This is a genomic window from Nafulsella turpanensis ZLM-10, from assembly GCF_000346615.1.
Classification (GTDB): Bacteria; Bacteroidota; Bacteroidia; order Cytophagales; family Cyclobacteriaceae; genus Nafulsella; species Nafulsella turpanensis.
In genome coordinates this window covers 149,905-165,379 of the sequence record NZ_ANNU01000006.1, presented here as the reverse complement: position 1 = coordinate 165,379, position 15,475 = coordinate 149,905, and the positions used below count along the sequence as shown (strand labels likewise).

At 47.9% G+C, this 15,475-nt stretch carries 13 protein-coding genes; 9 read left to right on the top strand and 4 right to left on the bottom strand.

All coding sequences use genetic code 11. The annotated features are described in order from the left end of the window. Nucleotides 1–1,140 carry a cysteine desulfurase family protein gene (locus tag F752_RS0103480; RefSeq protein WP_017730343.1) on the top strand — a complete coding sequence of 380 codons (1,140 nt, stop codon included), beginning with the start codon at nt 1–3 and terminating at the stop codon, nt 1,138–1,140. A 112-nt stretch (nt 1,141–1,252) separates the two neighbouring features. Continuing rightward, entirely contained in the window at nt 1,253–1,420 is a 168-nt protein-coding gene (locus tag F752_RS26190) for a hypothetical protein (RefSeq protein WP_160164079.1), read from the top strand. A gap of 60 nt (nt 1,421–1,480) precedes the next feature. Here the strand turns inward: F752_RS26190 and F752_RS0103470 are convergent, their stop codons facing one another. Together F752_RS0103470 and hemH are read right to left on the bottom strand one after the other, a co-directional pair. Beyond that, nucleotides 1,481–2,095 carry a thioredoxin family protein gene (locus tag F752_RS0103470; protein ID WP_017730341.1) on the bottom strand — a complete coding sequence of 205 codons (615 nt, stop codon included), beginning with the start codon at nt 2,093–2,095 and terminating at the stop codon, nt 1,481–1,483. A 172-nt stretch (nt 2,096–2,267) separates the two neighbouring features. Continuing rightward, nucleotides 2,268–3,305 (bottom strand): ferrochelatase, encoded by a 1,038-nt coding sequence (gene hemH, locus F752_RS0103465; RefSeq protein ID WP_017730340.1) that lies wholly within the window; start codon nt 3,303–3,305, stop codon nt 2,268–2,270. A 245-nt stretch (nt 3,306–3,550) separates the two neighbouring features. Here hemH and F752_RS0103460 point away from each other — a divergent pair, with 245 nt between their 5' ends. Then, nucleotides 3,551–4,750: a bifunctional alpha/beta hydrolase/OsmC family protein gene (locus tag F752_RS0103460; protein ID WP_017730339.1), complete on the top strand. Its 1,200-nt coding sequence runs from the start codon at nt 3,551–3,553 to the stop codon at nt 4,748–4,750. Between the two features lie 11 nt (nt 4,751–4,761). Here F752_RS0103460 and F752_RS0103455 read toward each other — a convergent pair whose 3' ends face one another. Next, entirely contained in the window at nt 4,762–5,550 is a 789-nt protein-coding gene (locus tag F752_RS0103455; RefSeq protein ID WP_017730338.1) for a DUF547 domain-containing protein, read from the bottom strand. Then, a complete protein-coding gene (locus F752_RS0103450; protein WP_017730337.1) occupies nt 5,550–6,818 on the bottom strand; it encodes a cation:proton antiporter in 1,269 nt (422 codons plus the stop codon). The genes F752_RS0103455 and F752_RS0103450 overlap by 1 nt, the downstream gene beginning before the upstream one ends. 393 nt (nt 6,819–7,211) lie before the next feature. On the opposite strand from F752_RS0103450, the gene F752_RS0103445 reads away from it, so the two are divergent. The 6 genes from F752_RS0103445 (at nt 7,212) to F752_RS0103415 (ending at nt 15,413) form a co-directional block, all read left to right on the top strand. Further along, a complete protein-coding gene (locus F752_RS0103445; RefSeq protein ID WP_017730336.1) occupies nt 7,212–8,045 on the top strand; it encodes a universal stress protein in 834 nt (277 codons plus the stop codon). 92 nt (nt 8,046–8,137) lie between these two features. Beyond that, nucleotides 8,138–9,379 (top strand): cation:proton antiporter, encoded by a 1,242-nt coding sequence (locus F752_RS0103440; RefSeq protein WP_017730335.1) that lies wholly within the window; start codon nt 8,138–8,140, stop codon nt 9,377–9,379. Nucleotides 9,380–9,491: 112 nt separating this feature from the next. Beyond that, nucleotides 9,492–10,634, top strand: coding sequence for a DEAD/DEAH box helicase (locus tag F752_RS0103430; RefSeq protein ID WP_017730333.1), 1,143 nt, complete (start codon nt 9,492–9,494; stop codon nt 10,632–10,634). Nucleotides 10,635–10,845: 211 nt separating this feature from the next. Further along, on the top strand, nt 10,846–12,879 hold the full coding sequence (locus tag F752_RS0103425) for a cation:proton antiporter (RefSeq protein WP_017730332.1): 2,034 nt from the start codon (nt 10,846–10,848) through the stop codon (nt 12,877–12,879). 186 nt (nt 12,880–13,065) lie between these two features. Then, the gene (locus F752_RS0103420; protein ID WP_017730331.1) at nt 13,066–14,556 is read left to right on the top strand and encodes a glycine--tRNA ligase; all 1,491 of its coding nucleotides are present in this window, start codon (nt 13,066–13,068) and stop codon (nt 14,554–14,556) included. A gap of 68 nt (nt 14,557–14,624) precedes the next feature. Continuing rightward, entirely contained in the window at nt 14,625–15,413 is a 789-nt protein-coding gene (locus tag F752_RS0103415; protein ID WP_017730330.1) for a zinc-dependent peptidase, read from the top strand. Nucleotides 15,414–15,475: the final 62 nt, after the last annotated feature.

Genomic DNA, 15,475 nt, shown 5'->3' with positions numbered 1-15,475 from the left:
ATGAGGGTATACCTGGACAATGCGGCCACTACTCCGCTGGATAAAGAAGTTTTTGAGGCCATGACGCCTTATATGCTGGAAATGCATGGTAACCCTTCCTCTATCCACACCCATGGGCGCGAAGTCCGGTCTGCCATTGAAAAGGCGAGAAAGAAAGTAGCTGACCTGCTCAATGCGGCTCCTTCTGAAATATTCTTCACCTCCGGTGGTACCGAAGCCGATAATACTGCTATTCGCTGTAGTATTGAAACCTACGGTATTAAGCATGCCATTACCTCCGCAACTGAGCACCATGCCGTACTCCATACGCTGGAGCATTTGCAGAAAAGCGGAAATATTCAACTAAGCTTTGTGGAGCTGGATGAAAAGGGAAATGTAAAGCTCGACCACCTGGAAGAGTTACTGAAAGCACATCCGAACAGCTTTGTATCGCTGATGCACGGCAATAATGAAATTGGCAACCTGCTCGAATTAAGCGCAGTAGGTGAATTGTGCGAAGAGCATAAAGCTATTTTCCATTCCGATACCGTGCAAACCATGGCGCATTACCGTCATGACCTGTCGAAACTGAAGGTGAAAAATATTGTAGGTGCCGCCCACAAATTCCATGGACCTAAAGGAGTCGGTTTCCTGTATGTTGCGGCCGATCATAAAATCACCCCATTCATTCATGGTGGAGCGCAGGAGCGGAATATGCGCGGTGGTACCGAAAATGTTTATGGCATTGTGGGGCTGGCAAAGGCACTTGAAATTGGTTATCGCGATATGGAAGAGCACCAGCGGTATATCCAGGGCCTGAAGGATCGGATGATCGCGGGATTGCAGGAGAAGATTCCGGGTGTATACTTTAACGGAGAGTCGGGCAATTCAGAGCGAAGCCTTTATACCGTGCTCAATGTAAGCCTTCCACCGAACGAAGACAACGATATGCTGCTCTTTAACCTCGATATCCAGAAGATATCCGCCTCCGGCGGGAGTGCCTGCAGCAGTGGTACTTCTATTGGCTCCCACGTACTGGCAGCCATTAAGGCAGATGCCAACCGTGGAGCCGTTCGCTTCTCCTTCAGCAAATGCAATACACCCGAAGAGATTGACTATACCGTAGAAAAGCTGGCCGAGCTGTACGGGGTCGAAGCGTGAGGGGGAGTTAAAAATTAGGAATTAAAGTAAGGGGAGAAGCCTTTCTCCCCCTTATAAAATCAAATGGAAGCTCGCAATTTGCGGGCTTTTTTATTATTTTAACTATATGAAAATGAAACGTTTAAAAGGAATAAGCATAGGCTCCGGCCTGGTCATTGGAATAGCCGCGGGGCTTGTGCTGGGAAGCTTAGCCTCTGGGGTTGCTGCAGGGGTCGTTCTTGGGATTGGCGGTGAGGCAATTGTAAGGCAGCGGGAAGAGAAGAAGCAGGGAAAAAAATAGAGGCAGCTGAAGGGTATACTCCTCAGCTGCCTATTTTCATTGAACATTCATCATTGTGCATTATCCCCTGCTCCACTCCCTTATCTTCTCCAGCAGCTCTTTCTGGGTGTCCAGCGTTTTATTATCGGCGTACCATTTATGTACCCGCTGAATAAAGTCTTCCTTGCTCAGGTTAGCGGCTTTGGCTTCCATTACCATTTGTTGTGCTGCCACAGGTCTTGGTCCCCAGCTGCCCAGTTCCTGAAGACTACCGGCCTCCAGAGCAATCAATTTCGGGATAGAACGGCCACCATTGGTCAGGTACTGGTCCATTACCTCCGGGTGCTCATCGCGCAGTAATAGTTGCAGCTCTATTTTTTCACCTGCATACTTAGCCGCCTCAGCAATAACAGGGACAATTTGTGCTGCATCGCCGCACCAGGCTTCCGTTAGCACTACCCACACCATCTTTTTGTCGAGTGTATCCAGTACTTCGCGAAGTTCGTTGATGAGGAGAGTGGTTTTAATGAGCCTGCGCATCCGCTGCATATTCAGGCGGGTGTATTCCACCATAAACTCAGAATGATCGGTGCCAGTGGTCTTATTCTCAGCCAGCAGCTGTTCGGTGAGTTGTATATACTCCTGGAAAGAAATGCCTTTCTGCAGGATTTCAGTATTGAGGACCGGGTTGTTCATAAAATTCGTTTTAATATTTAAAAATGTTCAGGGGTAACTTGCAGCTTCTTATTATTGAAGCCACTCCTGCCCTTTTTCATGTGCAAAAATAGTCAGTAAAGAAGAAACACTTTGTGACCTTTATCACAATTGAAAGTATTTCCTCAATATCTCATGTTCAAATTTCGATGGATTAAACCACTCGCTTTAGCACCATTTCCTTAAGGCACTGCACCCAGCTGGGGTGGTCATTCAGGCTTTCGACGAGCTGCCATTTTTCTCCCCCTGCCTCAATAAAGTTTTCTTTAAACTGATGCCCTACTTCTACAGTCGTTTCCAGGCAGTCGGCTACGAAAGCAGGCGAAAATGCCAGCACTTTTTTTATACCCTGTTTTGCCAGGGCGGGTATTACATCATCGGCATAAGGCTGGATCCATGGGTCTTTTCCAAGGCGCGACTGGAAACAGGTGGAGTATTGTCCTTCTTTAAGGCCTAACCTTTCTGCAAGTAAGCGGGTGTTGTAAAAGCATTGGGCCCGGTAGCAAAGCTGGTTTTGCGGAGTATAGCTTCCGCAGCACTGCTCGTTTAGCTGGCAGTAATCGCCGCAGGAGCCTTTAAAGATTTGCCGCTCCGGCACTCCATGGTAGCTGAAAAGAAAATGGTCCCAGTCTTCCTTTTCCATATGCTTTCGGGCCTGCTGCTCAATGGTCTGGAGGTAAAGTTTATCGTCGACAAACTGGCTGACGAACTGGATGGAAGGAATGGTTTGCCAGGTACGCACAATTTCCATTACCTTATCGATAACAGAGCCGGTGGTGGCGGAGGCATATTGGGGAAAGAGCGGAATCACGATAATATTTCCGACAGGGCAGCTTTTCAGCTTTTCAAGGCCACTTGCTATACTCGGACTTTGGTATCGCATGGCCAGCTCCACCACAAACTCCTCGCCCAGCTCTTTTTGCAGCAGGTCGCGCACGTCATAGCCGTAGAATTTGAGTGGAGAGCCTCGCTCCACCCATAGCTTTTCATACTCTCTGGCCGATTTGGGAGCACGAAAAGGAGCGATAATACCATTTACCAGTGCAAAGCGCTGAGGGTAAGGTATATCAATCACACGGCCATCCATTAAGAACTCCCGCAGGTACTTCCGGACATCAGGAACTTTGGTGCTATCGGGGGTGCCAAGGTTTACCAGCAGCACTCCCGTTTTAAATGTATTTTGTACTTTCATGCAACCACTTCAGGCAGTAAAATTTGCTTTCATACAAAACTAATCAAAATTGGAGAAAGAAGTTTGTCCATTCCCTGATGTAAAAGTGATGGAGGTTCTGCAGTATTTTCGGCATCTGCTAACTTTTCCATGTATTGTTGGCTTATAGCTAAAGAAGGGCTGTATAAATACACCCGGCATGGGAATGGCATAAAAAATAATCAGCCTGCACTCCATGCATTGCCTTATCATTTTTAATTGACATTATGAGAACCACCGACCTTACCCTATCAACATTTTCCGGAAACCAGCTGCTCGCCCAGATTGACTGGCCTGCGGGAGGGCAGCCGCTGGGGTTTGCTGTTTTTACCTACTGCTTTTCCGGCAGGCAGCAATCGGCGGTCGAAAATATTAGCCTTGCCCTTACCCAAAACCGGCTGGCATTGCTCCGGCTCGACTTTAGTGGCTATCAGAGCAAGGGCGGCCATGGTATTGCCCAGGCCGAAGACCTGCTGGCGGCGGTAGAGTACCTGGCGAAGGAGAAAAAGGCTCCTGTATTGATGATAGGGCATTCTGTTGCTGGCGCGGCAATGCTTGCGCTTTCAAGTCAGCTTCCGTCAGTAAAGGCCATGGTTACCATTGGCGCACCGGCGCATGAAAAGTACCTACAGCCGGTTTTGGATGAAGATGTGCACGACGACGAATATGCAGAAGTCGTTTACAGCGAAACCCACCACTTTAACCTCGACCTTGAGCTGCTGGATGCTTTTGACGAAAAGAGGATGCAGAAACAAATTCCGGAGCTCAATAAGGCACTGCTAATCATGCACTCTCCACAGGACAGGCACATCTCTGTCGATAGTGCGGCAGAGCTGTACACCTTGGCGCGCCATCCTAAAAGTTTTATTACCCTCGACGGAGCCGACCATTTTTTGAGCAAAGCAGAGGATTCGCTCTATGCCGGTAATATGATTGCGGCCTGGATGCAGCGCTACCTCCAGCTGGAGCAGGCTGATGAGCTGCGGACCCATATGGAAGTGGTAACCCGTACTGCGATGGGAGGCTTTACTACCGAAATACGAGCCGGAAAGCACAGTCTGCTGGCCGATGAGCCGCTTTCCTATGGTGGAGCTGACCTGGGTCCTAACCCTTACGACCTCCTTAATGCTGCCCTTGGTGCCTGTACCAGCATGACTCTCCGTATGTATGCCGACCGGAAAAAGTGGCCCCTTGAAGAGGCTGTTGTCCACCTGAAGCATGATAAAACCTATGAAGAAGACTGTGCTGCCTGTGACGAGAAAGGGGGAGGCAAACTGGACCGGATTGATCGCGAAATAGAGCTGGTAGGTAAGCTTACTGATGAACAACGCCGTCGCCTGATGGAAATAGCTGATAAATGTCCGGTGCATAAGACACTGCTGGGAAACATCCGCATTTATTCTCAGGAGCTCAAAAAAGAGGAGTGAAAGCAGCCTGTTTAATGCTGTTCATTCAGACTCCAGTCGTACTCCAGATAATCAATTTTGGCGTCCTCCTCAATCTGAACAGGGGTATACTGGTTCAGAAAGTCGATGAGGCTTCCTTCTTTGGTAAAATCTCCCTTGTACCAGTCGAACAGTTTAGAGAGTTTTACCTTTTTGGCGCCTATTTGGTTTCTCTCCGGGTTGGCGAGGAAAGTTTTTGTCTGCTCCCTTAGCTGTGCATGGAGCTTTTCGGCTGTGTAGGCCTCTCTGCGGAGCTTCGGGCAGGAAACAGCTGCGCAAACCAGTGCAAAATGAATACGCGGCTCCTCAAACTCTTCCCGGATAATATTATGTTCAATATTGTTGAGGTCGTATTCTTTTCCGCCTATCTCTATAAATTCTATGTCCCAGGGGGAATTCACAAATGGAATCTGGATGACTGTACCGATATCTTTGATGCTTTTTAGCGGGTAATGTTCCAGTACCAGGTCGATGGTATAGGCATTGTAGGCATTAATCCAGTAGGCAAGCTTTTCTGCCTCGCTCCATTTTTCTCCCGGCGGGTTTTCTTCCAGCAGCCGCAGATAGTTTGTAAGCTGCTCCCGGTCCTGCATAAACCCTTTATAATCGACCATGCCTTTTTCATCTACATGCTTTTGCAGGAGCAATGTCCAGGATTCGTGGCCGGGCGGTTCCTCTGCCAGCGAGGCAGGCAGACCAATACTTCCGCAGGAGGGGATGCTGCAGGCCTGGAGGCTGAAAAGTAATATGCTGAAGAGGATGTGGTTAAATTTCCTTTTCATTAAAATAGAGGAGGAGTGTCTGGGTTTTTCTCTCGATCAATTTTAAGGCTGTACTTCATCAGAGGGGCAGAGCTTACAATGGAAATTATGACCATGGAAATGATGGCTACAAAAATTTCATTGGTAATAAAGCCCTCATGTAAAGCAATGGCCCCTAATATAACTTCAAGAGTACCATGAGTGTTCATGCCAAAGCCAACCGCCAGTGCCCGGTATTGGCTAAACCCACCCAGGCGAGCTCCAATGGTGGCACCGGTAATCTTACCCGAAAAGGCAATAACAGTAATTGCCAGCACCAGTAAAGGGTTAAAACTTTCAATGAAATTGATGTAGAGGCCGATTGAAACGAAAAAAAGCGGGGCAAAAATATTGTTGATAAACTGGTGCAGAATTTCTTTTGCCCGCTCCGTCAGGTGCTCCGAGTCGCCGAGGGCCACGCCTAAAATAAAAGAACCAAAGATAGCATGAATACCAATAGATTCAGTAAAGGCGGCTGCCAGAAAACAAAGGGCCAGCGAAAGGGAGAGCAGGCCTCCAGGCCAGGCCAGTTTTCGGTTAATCCAGGGGAGGGATCGATTAATAAGGCCCCTGCCAACCGTCAGCATTACAAGTGTAAAGCCAATAGTAAGGGCGATGGTGGAGCCAATGCTCATGCCTCCATCATTAGTCCCCATCATGCTCAGGATGACCGAAAAAATGAGCCAGCCCAGGATATCGTTTACCATGGCCGAGGCAATAATGAGCATGCCGATAGAGGACTTGAAAACGTTCAGGTCCATCAGTATACGGGCTACAACCGGCAGGGCTGTAATGGCCATGGTAGTGCCAATAAAAAGGGCGAACACTAATACTTTATCCTCATGGTAAAAGCCAAAAAACTCAGGCCACAAGTAGGGAAAGATAAAGCCAAGTGCAAAGGGAAGGGCTAGGGAGCACAGGCTGGTAAAAATAGCCTGCTTGCCCTGCTGTTTAACAATGTGCAGGTCGACCTCAAGGCCGGCAATAAAAAGCAGCAGCACTACGGCTACCTGAATGATGCCATCCAGCACCAGGGCAGAGGGGCCTGTTTCCGGAAAAAGAAAGGAAAAAGCGTCAGGATCAATGGTGCCTAAAATGGTCGGACCGAGCAATATACCGGCAAAAATTTCCCCTATCACCGAAGGTTGCTTGAGTTGCCTTGCCACTTCAGCCAATACCCGGCCGGCGATCAGCATTACGCTTAGCTGAATGAGCAGGTTAATTACTTCATGGTGGGCAAGTTTATCCATTAATAAAAGCTAATCTGCATCGGCCAAAAGTTTCCTGGCTTTCAGGCAGTAAGTTTTCCGGCTTATCCGGAGCCTCCGGATAAAATTTTTGATCGACAACCCTGCCCTAAGTTATTTGGAGAGGCAACAGGTTTCGTTATTTTTACCTAAACAAGGGTATGAAAACAGTACTTGCATTGTACTTCCTCTAAAAATAATGAAATAATTAAGGAATTGAAATAAATCCTGAAGAAGGATGATGCCGTTGTCTTTTTAACAGGACATACCCTGTCAATAAAAGTCATAAAAGCAGGGGTGTAATAATTTACAGGAAAAGCATGGCGGGTATCATTAAATATTCGGATATTTAAATAATGGAATCAGTACAGAATTTTCACTGGAGGAGTTTTCGGTATGTTTGCTAAAGTAGCGGTAGCCATTGCAGCTTCTCCTACGCTGGAGGCTTTACTGGCAGAGTCAAAGCGCCTGCAGGATCTTCTAGGATCTGAAATTCTTTTGCTGCATGTTAGGAGAGACAGTGAGCAGGAAGAAGAAGAGTTTTTGAGGGAGGCGGTAAACAACAGCAGGTTTAGCCCTGAAAAAACTCAATTGTTCTTTGAAAATGGAGATCCTGCAGAAACCATTCTGGACTTCTGTAAGAAGCAAAAAGTTGACCTGCTGGTAGCCGGAGCCCTCAAGAAAGAAAATATTTTCCGCACGTACCTGGGCTCTATTGGTCGCAAAATTATTCGGGCAGCCAACTGCTCTATTCTTATTCTGGTAGATCCATCGGAGCAGCCCAACCCTTTTCGTGAAATTGTAGTTGATGGGAGTGAGCATCCGCTTACTCTTAAAGCAGTGGAAGCCGCCTGCCTGATGGGGCAAAAGCAGCAGGCAAGCCATGTACATATCTTAAAAGATATAAAACTTTATGGTTTAACCATGGCCATGGCTGCTGAGGATTCTGAAGGTATCTATGCCGAACAAAGAAGAAACCTGATACAGGCCGAAGTGGAGCATGTACGGAAGTACCTTCAGCAGGTAAATACCGAAGGCTTACCGCTAAACATTAAGATTATTAGCGGCAAAATGGGCTTTGAAATCAGTAAGTTTGCCCGAAAAGTGGAGGCTGACCTGATTGTTACTGCCGGTCCTCAAAAAAAGCTTGGGATTTTAGACCGGATCATGACGCACGATTTAGAGTACCTGCTGGCAGATATTCCAACCAACCTGCTGATTATACATTAATTTTTTATAGCTGAGTCTGATGTGTTGTGGTGGGCGTTAATGCGCTGCAAATCAGTAGTTTAAATTAAGTTTTCAAACATTATTTTTTTAGGATGGAAAGCTTAGGGCATGATGAAGTCATTAAACTGCTGCTTCAGTTAAGTATCATTCTGCTTGCGGGTCGTTTGATGGCTGAGCTGGCACGTCGCTTCAATCAGCCTGCCGTGGTGGGCGAAATTTTCGCCGGAATTCTGTTAGGTCCTACTGTGTTTGGAATGCTTGCCCCGGATACTTTCAATGCATTTTTCCAGGCAGGAGGCGCTTCTTTCCTTGTTTTTGAAGGGGTTATACAGGTGTCGGTTATCCTGCTGCTTTTTATTGCCGGCCTGGAGGTGGAGCTGCAACTGGTATGGGCGCAGGGCAAGCAGGCACTCAGCACCAGTATTATGGGCCTTATTTTTCCGCTGGCTATTGGCTTTGTATTTCCTTTTTACTTTTCTGAGTTTTTCGACCAGGGAGCGGAGGCAGAAACATTCACTTTTGCCCTTTTTGTAGGTACTGCCATGTCTATTTCTGCTCTGCCTGTTATTGCCCGTATTTTAATGGATCTGGGCATTTTCAGAAGTAAGGTAGGGATGCTCGTTATTTCAGCCGCCATGATTAATGACCTGCTGGGCTGGCTCATCTTTTCAGTCATCATTAGTATGATGGGAACGAGCGGGAGTCATATGAGTCTTGAGGCGACCATTCTCCTTACGCTTGCGTTTACCGTTTTTATGTTAACCATTGGAAAAAAACTGATAAACCGTGTGCTTCCGGTTATCAATCGCCGGTTTGCATGGCCGGGAGGGGTGCTTTCTCTTTCGCTGAGTGCCTGCTTTCTGGCTTCGGCTTTTACAGAGTATATTGGAATCCATGCCATTTTCGGGGCCTTTATTCTGGGCGTAGCCCTTGGCGACTCGGCCCATATGCCGGAACGGGCAAAGGAAATTGTGCATCAGTTTATTAATAACATTTTTGCCCCTATCTTCTTTGTGTCTATTGGGCTGAAGGTAAACTTTATCCAGAATTTCAACTTATGGCTGGTATTGGCTGTGCTGATTATAGCCTTTGTTGGAAAGGTGGTAGGCAGTGGCCTTGGTGCCCGCTGGGGAGGGTTGGAAAAGCGGGAGTCTGTGGCGGTAGGTTTCGGTATGAATGCCCGGGGTGCCATGGAAATTATTCTTGGCCTGGTGGCCCTTGAGAATGGAATTATCGGGGAGCAGTTTTTTGTGGCACTCGTTATTATGGCTATTATAACAAGTGTGATGAGCGGTCCGCTGATGAAGATTTTCTTGAACCCGGCCAAAGCTTAGCTGCTCTGTAAAAGATTGCTGGAGTCCCGGAGCCAAAATGTTGTATATTTGAAGCCTGGTAGCAGGTCTTTTCCTTCGTTCCCATTTAAGTTATTAAGCATTTCGCACCCCTATGTCATTTTCATCTCTTGGTTTATCGGCCTCTTTAGTAAAAGCAGTTGCTGCACAGAATTATACAGCACCCTACCCCATTCAGCAGGAAGCAATTCCGGCTATTCTCCAGGGAAAAGATGTGCTGGGCATCGCCCAAACAGGCTCCGGCAAAACCGCCAGCTTTGTTTTGCCTGTTCTGGAAAAACTTCAGGGTACAAGAGCATCCCGGAATCGCTTTGTAAAAGTGCTGGTATTGGTGCCTACGCGGGAGCTGGCGGTGCAGGTAGGAGATGTTTTTAAAACCTTCGCGGGCAGTCTTCCGCAGAAAATAAAAACCTTTGCCGTGTATGGCGGGGTCTCCATTAATCCGCAAATGATGCAGATAGGAAGTGTAGAAGTGCTGGTGGCGACACCGGGCCGACTGCTCGACCTGGTTTCGTCTAATGCCGTGCACCTTTCAGAAGTAGAAGTATTGGTGCTCGATGAAGCAGATAAAATGCTGAACATGGGCTTTGAAGAGGAAATGAACCGAATCCTTGCTCTTCTGCCACGGAATCGCCAGAATATTTTGTTTACCGCCACCATGGATGAGGAGGTGCAGGATATCACTACCCGTCTGCTGAGTGATCCGCTAAGAATAGAAATGGAGGTGGAAAAGCAAAATCCGGATTTAATCAAGCAGCTTGCTTACCTGGTAGAGCCGGAAAGGAAAGGGCCCTTCCTAAGGTATCTCATCCGGCAGGAAAATATGAAGCAGGTGCTGGTATTCGTCTCCTCTACCCGAACGGCCGATAACCTGGTGGGGAAACTGCTGAAGAATGGTCTGCAGGCCATGGCCCTGCACAGTAAAAAGAGCCAGGGCGCCCGAACAGATGCTCTTACAAAATTTAAGGCAGGCAAGCTCAGGGTGCTGGTAGCCACCGATCTGGCCTCGAGAGGAATTGACATTCAGTTTCTGCCCCATGTCATCAACTACGACCTTCCCCGCTCACCCAAAGACTATATCCACCGGATTGGAAGGACCGGCCGTGCAGAGGCCGAGGGTGAAGCTATTTCACTGGTCAGTGCGGAAGACCTTCATCATTTTAAAGTAATCCAGAAGAAGGCCGGTAAAAAAGTTTCGCTGGTAGAAACCGACGATCTGGATTTGAGTGGCTACTAAGGAGCCTTCTCTTGCCCGGCTGTAGTTCTGAAATGAAAGATACAACTTTCAAAACGCATTTTCTACCCGAAATGCAACAACCCCTTATTGCCTAAGCCATAATTCACGTTAAAATAAAAACTTTACATTTCGCTGTAGGTATTAAACAGAGCTGAGCAAGTCGAAGGTACCAGATACTTCAGGTAGCTAATTTTTTGAATCATATAAAAGAATGAACCACATCGATTTTTCTTTACCTCTTCAAAATCCGGTACTTATTTTTTCGATTGTACTCTTTATCATTCTTTTTGCGCCTATTCTTTTAAGCAAGCTCCGAATTCCACCAATTATCGGGCTCATTATTGCAGGGGCTGTCATTGGTCCAAATGGCCTTAACCTGCTGCAACGCGATTCCAGCATTGTGCTGTTTGGCACCGTAGGGCTGCTTTACATTATGTTTTTGGCCGGCCTGGAAATAGACATGGCCGATTTTAAAAAGAATAAGTACAAGAGCATGCTGTTCGGCTTTTTTACTTTTAGTATTCCCATGCTGCTGGGGTGGCTGGTGGGCTATTACCTTATGGAGCTTTCTCTTAATTCTGCCATTTTGCTGGCCAGTATGTTTGCCTCCCACACCCTGCTGGCCTACCCGATTGTAAGTCGTTTTGGTGTAATTAAAAATAAGGCGGTTAATATAACCGTAGGCGGAACGGTTATTACCGATACCCTGGCCCTGCTGGTGCTGGCCGTAATTATTGGCATGGAGCGGGGGGAGGTAGGGCAGGAATTCTGGCTGCGGCTTTCGGGCTCTCTCCTCGTGTTCGGGAGCATTGTGCTGGTAGGTATTCCGCTGGTTTCGAGGTGGTTTTTTAAGAAACAGCAGGATGCCGTGGCGCAGTATATTTATGTGCTGGGCGTTGTGTTCTTTTCGGCTTTTATGGCTGAGCTGGCTGGTGTAGAGGCCATTATCGGAGCCTTCCTTGCCGGCCTGGCCCTCAACCGGATCATTCCGCATACCTCGGCTCTTATGAACCGCATAGAGTTTGTAGGAAATGCTCTTTTTATTCCTTTTTTTCTGATAGGGGTAGGTATGCTGATTGATTTCGAAATTTTTATATCAGGATCAGATGCACTGCTCATTGCCGGGCTGATGACGCTTACGGCCACCCTGGCCAAATTTTTGGCGGCTTACCTCTCCAAGCTGAGCTTTCGCTTTTCCCGTTCAGAGTTCCTGATGATGTTTGGCCTGAGCAATGCACAGGCGGCAGCCACCCTGGCAGCGGTGCTCATTGCCTACAATGTAATTACAGGTGTTAGTCCTGAAGGGGAGCCGATACGCCTGCTGAACGAGGATGTGTTGAACGGTACTATCGTCATGATCCTGATCACCTGTACCATTAGTTCGCTGGTGGTGAACAAGGCCGCCCGGGAAATTGCCCTGGTGGAAGGCGAAGAAGAACATGAAACCGGCCCTCGCTTTAAAGTAAATAACCGCTTTCTTATTCCTGTATCGAATGCCGAAACCATTGAGCACCTCATAAGCTTTACTGCTTTATTCAAGCAAAAGAAAGCACCTACAGACTTTTTTGCCCTAAATATCCAAACAGAAGAAGAAAACAGCAGCAAGGGCAAAAAGCTGCTGGAGAAAGCGCAGAAAGCCGGGGCCGCCGCCGATACCACCGTGCGGGCAATTTCGCGTTTCGATATTAACATTGCCAGCGGAATTCTTAATTCTATAAAGGAAAACCGTATTACCGATGTGGTGCTGGGTATGCACCAGAAAGGCAGCTTTACCGACACACACTTTGGACAGCTGCTCGAAAATGTGATTAATGGCACCGGAAATACCCTTTTTATTTATAAGCCGGTGCAGCCGATAAATACCATAAAAAAAATGGTGGTGGTAGTGCCGGAAAAGGCAGAGTACGAGCCAGGTTTCTCCAAAGTGCTAAATCGGCTGCACCTGCTGAGCAAAGAACTGAGCGCGCCCATGCTCATTTATACCAATCCGCTTACCCGCGACAAGATAAAAAAAGGTATGGAAGCGGTGCAGCATAACTTACCCCTTCATTTTCATGCCCTTGAAGAGTGGGAGGACTTCTTAATTATTTCGCGCGACCTCCGGCAGGACGACCTGCTGGTGGTGCTGAATGCCCGGAAAGATACGCTTTCCTACAATAAGCTGTTCGACAAACTGCCCCGCCAACTTTCGAAATACTTCGAAGGCCACAACGTGCTGATGGTATACCCCGAGCAGTACCGCTAATGTTTTTCGAGAGGACCTGGAAATTAGGTTGGGATTCGGGGCCGTTTAGCGTAAATCCCCGGAAATGCGTCCACCCATTAGGCCGCCCTGCAAAGGCCTGGTATAAGATAATGGCATTAGTACGCCCCGCACATTAACCCATCAGGCCACTGGTGCTGAAACACAAATTTTTCTACCTTTGTCGCTATGGCTAAAAACGAAGAAAACAACCTGTTTAAGAAAATAGTAGCACATGCCAAGGAGTATGGCTTTGTGTACCCTTCAAGCGAAATATATGATGGCCTGCAGGCCGTATACGACTATGGCCCCTATGGTGCCGAGCTGAAGAAAAACCTGAAGGAACTATGGTGGCAGGCCATGACGCGCCTCAACGAAAATGTAGTAGGCCTCGACTCCGCCATTTTTATGCACCCGCTTACCTGGAAAGCCTCCGGCCACATCGACAGCTTCAGCGACCCGATGATCGATAATAAAGATTCCAAGAAGCGTTATCGTGCCGATGTGCTGCTCGAAGAGAAAGCCGCTGAATATGAAGATGCAGGTGACAAGGAGCGGGCACAGGAGCTGCTGAAGAAAACCGGCAGGCTGCTGGAAGCCGAAGATTTAGAAGGTGTGCGCGAGCTTATTATCAGCGAAGGGATTAAATGCCCTGTCAGCGGAACAGCTAACTGGACAGAGGTGCGGCAGTTCAACCTTATGTTTTCGACCGAAGTAGGTTCTGTAGCTGATGAGGCTAATAAGATATACCTCCGCCCGGAAACGGCGCAGGGGATTTTCGTCAACTTCCTGAATGTACAGAAAACGGCCCGTATGAAGGTGCCTTTCGGTATCGCCCAGATTGGTAAAGCCTTCCGGAACGAGATTGTGGCCCGTCAGTTTATTTTCAGGATGCGTGAGTTTGAGCAAATGGAGATGCAGTTCTTCGTTCGCCCAGGCACCGAAATGGAGTGGTACCAGCAGTGGCGCGAAACCCGCCTCAGGTGGCACAAAGCCCTGGGTATACCTGAAGAGGATCTGCGCCTGCACGATCACGAGAAGCTGGCCCATTATGCCAATGCGGCCCTCGACATTGAGTACCGCTTCCCCTTCGGCTTTAAAGAAGTGGAGGGTATACACAGCCGTACCGATTTCGATTTGAAGAACCACCAGGAGCTAAGCAAAAAGAAGCAGCAGTACTTCGATAATGACCTTAATGAAGAGGGTAAGCCTTATGGTAACTATATACCATATGTGGTGGAAACCTCTATCGGTGCCGACCGCCTCTTCCTGATGCTCCTCTGCAATGCTTATAAAGAAGATGTGGGTGTGGATGCCAAAGGAAATGAGAAGACCCGTATTTACCTGAAGTTTCACCCGGCTCTGGCCCCTGTAAAAGCCGCTATTCTGCCGCTGGTAAAGAAGGATGGCCTGGCCGAAAAAGGAAGGGAAATTTACGAGTCGCTCAAGTACGATTTTAACGTGGTGTATGACGACAGTGCTGCCATTGGTAAGCGTTATACCCGCCAGGATTTAATTGGTACCCCTTTCTGTATAGCGGTTGACCACCAGACGCTGGAAGACGATACCGTAACCATTCGCTACCGAGATACCACCGAGCAGAAGCGGGTGCCGGTAAGCCAGCTGCGCGAAGAAATAGGTCGTGAGGTATCGGTTACAAATATTTATAAGAGCCTCTAAAATATTACACCGGTTTGTAAAACACCGGGGCCTGTTGCAACTTATATCTTTATTAGGAGAGAAAGAGTATGCATACAGGCCTCGGTGTTTTATTTTTGTTCCTTTTTGGGTTTGGGATCGCCTACTGGTATGTGAGCAGTCGGAGAGGTGCAGCCATTGTGCCTATTAATCCTGGTTACCGGAAAATACTTCAGCAGAGCTGCCTTTACTACCAGCGCCTTCCTGCTGCCAAAAGACCTTCCTTTGAGCGGAAGGTACAACATTTTATTATGCTTAAGCGCTTTGTGCCGCGCCAGCTTGTGCAGGTAACCGCCGAAATGAAGGTACTTATTGCCGCTGCCGCCGTGCAGCTTACTTTCGGGCTGCCACACATTTACCTCCGCCACTTCAAGACTATCCTCATTTATCCCGATACCTACTATTCCACTATTTCCCGGAAATACCACAAGGGTGAGGTTAATCCGGCCTGGGGTATTATTGTGCTCTCGTGGCGCAATTTCGTGGAGGGCTATGTTAACCCTGGCGATAGCATCAATCTGGGTCTGCATGAAATGGCCCATGCTCTGCGGCTCGAAAATGTAATTCGCAATGCGGAGTATGGCTTCCTGAATGAGGAATGGATGGATCAGTGGGAGGTCATGAGCCTGCGGGAACTATACAAATTACGGAAGGGGGAGAGCCACTTCTTTCGTGAGTATGCAGGTGTAAATGAAGAGGAGTTCTTTGCCATTGCCGTGGAGAATTTCTTTGAGCGACCTATGGAGTTCTGGAGCCATATGCCCGAGCTCTACCGCGTCCTCTGTCAAATCCTGAAGCAGGACCCCCTGGTGCTGTACGGGTACAGGAAAGCTTCCTGAAATTAAGACCTTAGATTTGAGACAATGGACAATAGAAGCGAAACATGAGATAGGAGATGATG

Bases quoted from the DNA above. Each gene is read 5' to 3' on its own strand.
- F752_RS0103480 (WP_017730343.1), top strand. From the start codon at position 1: ATGAGGGTATACCTGGACAATGCGGCCACTACTCCGCTGGATAAAGAA.
- F752_RS26190 (WP_160164079.1), top strand. From the start codon at position 1,253: ATGAAACGTTTAAAAGGAATAAGCATAGGCTCCGGCCTGGTCATTGGA.
- F752_RS0103470 (WP_017730341.1), bottom strand. From the start codon at position 2,095: ATGAACAACCCGGTCCTCAATACTGAAATCCTGCAGAAAGGCATTTCT.
- hemH (WP_017730340.1), bottom strand. From the start codon at position 3,305: ATGAAAGTACAAAATACATTTAAAACGGGAGTGCTGCTGGTAAACCTT.
- F752_RS0103460 (WP_017730339.1), top strand. From the start codon at position 3,551: ATGAGAACCACCGACCTTACCCTATCAACATTTTCCGGAAACCAGCTG.
- F752_RS0103455 (WP_017730338.1), bottom strand. From the start codon at position 5,550: ATGAAAAGGAAATTTAACCACATCCTCTTCAGCATATTACTTTTCAGC.
- F752_RS0103450 (WP_017730337.1), bottom strand. From the start codon at position 6,818: ATGGATAAACTTGCCCACCATGAAGTAATTAACCTGCTCATTCAGCTA.
- F752_RS0103445 (WP_017730336.1), top strand. From the start codon at position 7,212: ATGTTTGCTAAAGTAGCGGTAGCCATTGCAGCTTCTCCTACGCTGGAG.
- F752_RS0103440 (WP_017730335.1), top strand. From the start codon at position 8,138: ATGGAAAGCTTAGGGCATGATGAAGTCATTAAACTGCTGCTTCAGTTA.
- F752_RS0103430 (WP_017730333.1), top strand. From the start codon at position 9,492: ATGTCATTTTCATCTCTTGGTTTATCGGCCTCTTTAGTAAAAGCAGTT.
- F752_RS0103425 (WP_017730332.1), top strand. From the start codon at position 10,846: ATGAACCACATCGATTTTTCTTTACCTCTTCAAAATCCGGTACTTATT.
- F752_RS0103420 (WP_017730331.1), top strand. From the start codon at position 13,066: ATGGCTAAAAACGAAGAAAACAACCTGTTTAAGAAAATAGTAGCACAT.
- F752_RS0103415 (WP_017730330.1), top strand. From the start codon at position 14,625: ATGCATACAGGCCTCGGTGTTTTATTTTTGTTCCTTTTTGGGTTTGGG.